This is a genomic window from Mucilaginibacter sp. P4_G9 (genome assembly GCF_056400985.1).
In genome coordinates, this window is record NZ_JBFUKF010000307.1 from 1 (window position 1) to 6,068 (window position 6,068).

Annotated in this window: 4 protein-coding genes; 2 read left to right on the forward strand and 2 right to left on the reverse strand. The window is 40.4% G+C overall.

Annotation, left to right across the window (positions count from 1 at the left end; all coding sequences use genetic code 11):
- Positions 1–972: PspC domain-containing protein (locus tag AC1DPZ_RS20285; RefSeq protein ID WP_477406797.1), on the reverse strand; the 972-nt coding region annotated here is incomplete at its 3' end.
- A 24-nt stretch (positions 973–996) separates the two neighbouring features.
- Positions 997–1,329, reverse strand: coding sequence for a PadR family transcriptional regulator (locus AC1DPZ_RS20290; RefSeq protein WP_090639171.1), 333 nt, complete (start codon positions 1,327–1,329; stop codon positions 997–999).
- Positions 1,330–1,512: 183 nt separating this feature from the next.
- Here AC1DPZ_RS20290 and AC1DPZ_RS20295 point away from each other — a divergent pair, with 183 nt between their 5' ends.
- Both AC1DPZ_RS20295 and AC1DPZ_RS20300 read left to right on the forward strand, forming a co-directional pair.
- Positions 1,513–4,743, forward strand: coding sequence for a SusC/RagA family TonB-linked outer membrane protein (locus AC1DPZ_RS20295; protein WP_477406799.1), 3,231 nt, complete (start codon positions 1,513–1,515; stop codon positions 4,741–4,743).
- 20 nt (positions 4,744–4,763) lie between these two features.
- Positions 4,764–6,068: SusD/RagB family nutrient-binding outer membrane lipoprotein (locus tag AC1DPZ_RS20300; protein ID WP_477406801.1), on the forward strand; the 1,305-nt coding region annotated here is incomplete at its 3' end.

Sequence of the window (6,068 nt, forward strand, 5' to 3'; positions counted from 1 at the left end):
TAATAAGGTTGTGCCAATTGTACGGTTAAATGATGCGTTTTTAAACAGGAAACCTATGATTACCAGTATAATTGATAATAAAGGTATTGCCAGTAATAAAAAGCCCCCGGCGATGAATATCACACTGGTTTCCTGGTTAACAAAATTAAACGGAGGGATATGGTATATATCTGTTTTGCCAAAGGCAATCAACCCAACAACAGCTACAATGAGCGCTATCGCAAGACCGAAACAAGTAAGTAATATAGCCCCGGCTATCAATTTACCAACCAAACTACCCGCGCCTCTTAAGAATACACCCAGGTGATCAAAAAAATCGCTTATAAAATCGCGGGTTTTATATACAAATGGTTTGGCTTCGTGTTTGAAGTTGTGCAGGTTTTCTTTAACAGTGCTTAGTTCATCCTCAAAGTTCTTTTTAAAGCCTTTCAAATCCTGCTTTTCGCCTTTCATGGCCATACGGTCGGCACGGGTCATGGCTTTGGGCACTACAATCCATAAAATTACGTAAAGAAAGAAACCACTGCCGGCTACGCAAAACGAAATAACGAATGCAAGCCTTACCCAAACGGCCGGGATATCAAAATAATTGGCAATACCGGCTGCAACACCGCTCACCAAATGATCGTCAGGGTCGCGAAAAAGCCTGCGTCGCTCCGTATTATAGGTATAGGTATTGTTCCCCGGAGTTTTTGCATCGCTTTCGGCGAATTCAAAATCCTCTACGGTGCCCATTTGCTCAACAACCAGTTTAACATCCTGCTCAACAATAACCTGTTTGCTTTGACTTGCTAAAATTTCGTTAAACATTTCGGCAATCCGGTTTTCGATGTCGGTTGTGATTTCCAAACTGTCTTCGGAGGTAGAAAAATGACGCTTTACATCAGTCATGTAAAGTTTAAGTACGTCGTAAGCATCCTCTTCGATGTGAAATACGATGCCGTTTATGTTAATTATGATAGTTTTGTTCATGATGCGTAATAATTTCCGGTTTTTTTATTTTCTGTCTCCAATGGCCGTTTGCACGGCATAAACTAATTCCTGCCAGGTTTTATCCAGCTGTTCCAGCACGTTTCGGCCTTCGTCTGACAGTACATAATACTTTCGCGGGGGGCCCGAAATGGACTCAACCCAGTTGTAAGTGAGCAGGCCATTATTTTTTAAACGGGTTAATAATGGGTACAGAGTACCCTCAACTACAAGCAGTTGGGCTTTCTTAAGTTCAGCAATTATGTCTGATGCATATGTTTCGCCCTTGGCTATGATGGAAAGAATGCAGTACTCCAGTATGCCCTTCCTCATTTGGGTTTGTGTGTTTTCAACGATCATAATACAAAGATATATGTTTTGGATTGTATTATGCAATACATAGTACTAAAATTATTAACTTTTATTATTAAACGTGCTTTTTTTAAAAAAAAATCGTCTTTTTTAAGAAAATACTTGACTTTTTGATAACGTAACATTACTTTTAACATTAATTAACTATTAACTGATCTTATTATTAACAAAATGAAAAAACTTCTACTAGCAAGTTTGTGCTTTCTGTTGTTATGCCTAACGCAGGTTTATGCACAAAACCGTACGGTAACAGGTACGGTTACGGCCAAAGATGATGGCCTTCCAATTCCGGGAGTATCAGTAAAGGTAAAGGGTACCTCAAGCGGCACCCAAACCAATGCAGCCGGAAAATTCTCCTTAAGCGTACCATCCGGTGCGGTACTTACTTTTTCTTTCATCGGGTACAATACCCAGGAAGTTACAGTTGGTACAAAAAGTTCATTTAATATTGTGCTGGCAAGTGCCAACAGCCAGTTAAACGAGGTTGTAGTAACTGCATTGGGTATCCAAAGGCAGGCAATATCTTTAGGTTATTCTACTTCGAAGGTTTCCGGTAAAGATCTTACCCAATCAAAACCTATCAGTGTAGTAAACGGTTTAACCGGTAAGGTATCTGGTTTGCAGGTTAGCACTGTTAACAACGGCTTGTTTGCCCCAACCCGTGTTACTTTACGTGGTAACAGGTCATTAACAGGTAACAACCAGCCACTGTATGTAGTTGATGGTGCTATCTTTTATAGCGACATCAGCACACTTAACCCGGAGGACATTGCCGAAACTAACGTTTTGAAAGGTTCAAGCGCTTCGGCGGTTTACGGTTCTGATGCATCAAATGGTGTAATTATCATAACCACGAAGCATGGTTCTAAAACGTCTTCAATAACAGTGTCATCTACTCTTTCGGCCGAAAAAGTATCTTACACGCCTGAATATTCTGGCCGTTTCGGTGCCAATGGTGGAGAAAGAGAAGTTTTCGATTTTACAGATGTAGGCTACTATATTCCTTACGAAAACCAAAGCTACGGACCAGAATACAATGGTCAGTTAGTGCCGCTTGGCCGTCCGCTACCGGATGGTTCTGTTGAAATGGTTCCTTATGCGGCGGTTAAAAATCAAAAGAAAGACTTTTTTAATACAGGTATAACTACCCAGCATAACTTCTCTTTTAATTCCGGTGACGAAAACGGTAGCATGTACATGTCTGCACAGGATATTAAAAGTAAAGCCATCATGCCCAAAGACGAAGGTCGCAGGGATGTTTTCCGCGTGGGTGGCGAAAAAAAGTATGGTGCTTTCTCAACTCAATACTCTGTAGCATATACTTATAAAACTACAAATACTACAAATACCGGTACTGTTTACAATGACCTTTTGGAATCACCTTTGGCTGTACCTATCAAAGATCTTTTGGATCCTACCAGTAAATACGGTACTCCTGATACATATTATAATGATTATTATATAAGCCCGGGACAGATCATTCAGCAACAAAGGAACTTGTCTACAGAAAATCACATCCAGGCCAACCTTCAGTTGAATTTTAAGGTAACCAACTGGCTTAACTTATCATACCGTACTGCTGTTGATAACACAAGCACAAGAGGCGAATACCACGATGCTGGTATAACTTTCAGCGATTACACCCGTAATGTAGGCGAAAATATCTACTACCCTAATAAAAACGGAGGTATCGATACAGCTGCTGATGCAGGTCACAAAGCAAGCGCAACAAACACGCTTCCGCAATTTGCCACATATAACCTGAACAACATATTATATAGTTCAGATTTCCTGATCGCGTTTAAAACTAAATTTGCAAAAGACTTTTCAGTGAATGGAACTGCAGGTATTTCCTATTTGGATAACAAGATCACTTACACCCCCATTAACACTGGTCCTTTAAACTTTTTGCCATATAACACTTCAAACTTTGCATCTGTTCCGAACGTTAACGGACAGGCTTCTGCACAGGCCCGTAAGTTGGGTTACTTTGGTGAGGCAACAGTAGGTTACAAAAGCTACGCGTTTTTACACGGATCGTACAGAACGGATTTAGATACCCGTTTGTCAAAATCAAATAAATACATTCCTTATTATGATATTGATGGATCTGTTGTGTTAAGTGAGATTTTCAAAAGCATCGCCGATAACGATTACCTGAACTTTGTTAAAATACGCTATGCACACTCATTAACAGGTAATGCATCTCCGCTTGCGGGTGGTTCTCAGTATATAGCATTTGGTGCTTACGCTACATTACCAACTATTGCCCTGGCAGGAGGTTTTCCATACAGCGCGACAGGTATATCTGGTTATTCTTTAAATACCAGGATTGCTAATCCAAATATTAAGCCTGAAAAGGTTACTGAAGATGAGGTTGGTTTAGATTTAGGTTTCCTGAAAGATAGGTTAACCTTAACAGCTTCTGCTTACAAATCGCACACTACCGATGGTATTGTAGTTGCTCAAATTTCACGTGCATCTGGTTTTGCCTCTGCATTGTTAAATGCTGCTAACTCAGAAAATAAAGGTTTTGAGTTAGACTTACACGGTACATTGATCAAATCACAGGCGGTTACCTGGAACCTTGGTGTGAACTATACCAAACAAAAAAGTAAAGTTAACAGCATAGCCGGTGGTGCAAAAGAATTGCAGATAGGCCAGGCTGTTAATGCAAATGGTACACTTGTAAACTCTGCAAACCAAAGCTCATACGCAATAATTGGCCAGCCTTACCCAACTATTAAAGGCTACGATTGGACGAGAGATCCTGCTACAGGTAAAGTTATTGTTGATGCCAATACCGGCTTGCCGACACGAGCAGCTGCCCCAACTATCTTAGGAAACGCCAACCCTACAGATTTATTAGGGATCACTTCATCTTTGAGCTACAAAGGCTTTACCTTAAATATAGTTGTTGACTACAGGGGCGGTTATAAAATATTTAACCAGATTTCAAATACCCTGGATCATAGCGGTGTAGGCATAACTACTACATTAACCGGCCGTCAGCGTTTTGTGTTCCCTAACTCTGTTTACAAAAACGCACAGGGAAATTATGTTAATAATACCGATATCCTTACGCAAGATGGCAACTTTAACTTCTTCCCAACTACTTACTTAGGTGTTGATGCAAATTACGTAACCAGTGCAGCTGCCTGGAAGTTAAGAGAAGCGTCTTTAGCTTATCAATTCCCTAAAGCCTGGTTAAGAGATGTTAAATTTATTAAAAATGTAAACGTATCATTATCCGGTCGTAACCTGTTAATGTTCCGTCCTTCAACTAACAAGTTTACAGACCCTGAGTTTAGCGAAGATACCAGCAATGCAGTTGGTAGAAACTCTGTTAACCAGGTTCCGCCAACAAGAATATTCAGCGGTACTTTAGCCGTAACTTTTTAACGAAGAAATTGATAGAAAAAATGAAAACGAAAACAATATTTAAGCGAAAAGTTAGCCTTGGCCTGCTTTTCTCGGCTGTGATATTAACGGGCATTGTGGGTTGTAAAAAAGGGACATTTGATATCAATGATGTCAATCCTAATAACGCAGCTGCTGCACCAACTAAATATTCTTTAAGCTCGGCACTGGTAGGTACTGCAAACTTAGTACAGGGCGGTAACTCAGATGTTTTTGAGAACTGGATGGGTTACTGGACACAAAGCGGGGGGTATACTTCAAGTACTACCTACGTGCTTTACCAAATAACCAGTAACAACTTTACCGGCAACTTTGATAATGCTTATTTAAACTTATCAAATTATAATTTGCTGATAAAAACTGCCGGTAACGATCCTTCGCAGGCTTATTTTAAAGCTATTGCAACTATTATGCAATCGTACGTTTTTCAACGTTTGGTTGATATGTACAATAGCGTTCCTTATTCTCAAGCGCTTATCATTAACAGTAACTTCTCTTATAAATACGATGATCCACAGGCTATTTACAATAGCATAACTGCAAAATTGGATTCGGCGGCAACGCTGATACAAAGTAACCTTGATAACCCTAATTCAACAGCGATATTCCCGCTTAACTACGATGTTATGTTTGGCAAGGGATATACCGCCACCGATACAAGAGGTGTTGCTGAAATGCAAAACTGGATTAAGTTTGCCCATACGCTAAAGCTTAAACTTTACATGCGTCAAACCGAAAAAGGTACCCCTGCAGTTTCGCCAACGGCTGCGTTTAGCGGTTATACTGCTGATAGTTTTTTGCCTGCCGGAACAGATGCATCGGTAAATCCAGGTTACTCCAATGCTGCGGATAACCAATTGAATCCATATTATCTGGATGTAATTGGCAATGCACAAGCTTCAAATGGAACAAATACCAATTACTGGCGTGCAAATTCATACGGCGTTAATTTCTATAAAAACAACAGCGACCCAAGGTTGGGCTATATTTATATCCCTATTAAAGGTAATGGTGGTGCTGGAACAGATCCGACCAATGTTCAGGGCAGGGCCTACGGCAGCACAAGCGGTACCGAGTCAAATACAGTAATATCTGCAATTTTAGGCACTGGTTATAAACCAGGTGGAACTGTTACTAAAGGGCCGGGTCAGGACGCTGTTTTATTACCGGCGTTTGAAGGGTTGTTTTTACAGGCCGAAGCTCGTCAAAGAGGTTATATTACTTATTCAACTGCCGATGACTTGTATAAAGCAGCAGTTACCGAGTCATTTAACTTTTTGGGTGTAGCTAATTATGCTGCTGCAGCT

Excerpts from the sequence above, each read along its gene's own strand:
- AC1DPZ_RS20295 (WP_477406799.1), top strand. The coding sequence starts at position 1,513 with ATGAAAAAACTTCTACTAGCAAGTTTGTGCTTTCTGTTGTTATGCCTA.
- AC1DPZ_RS20290 (WP_090639171.1), bottom strand. The coding sequence starts at position 1,329 with ATGATCGTTGAAAACACACAAACCCAAATGAGGAAGGGCATACTGGAG.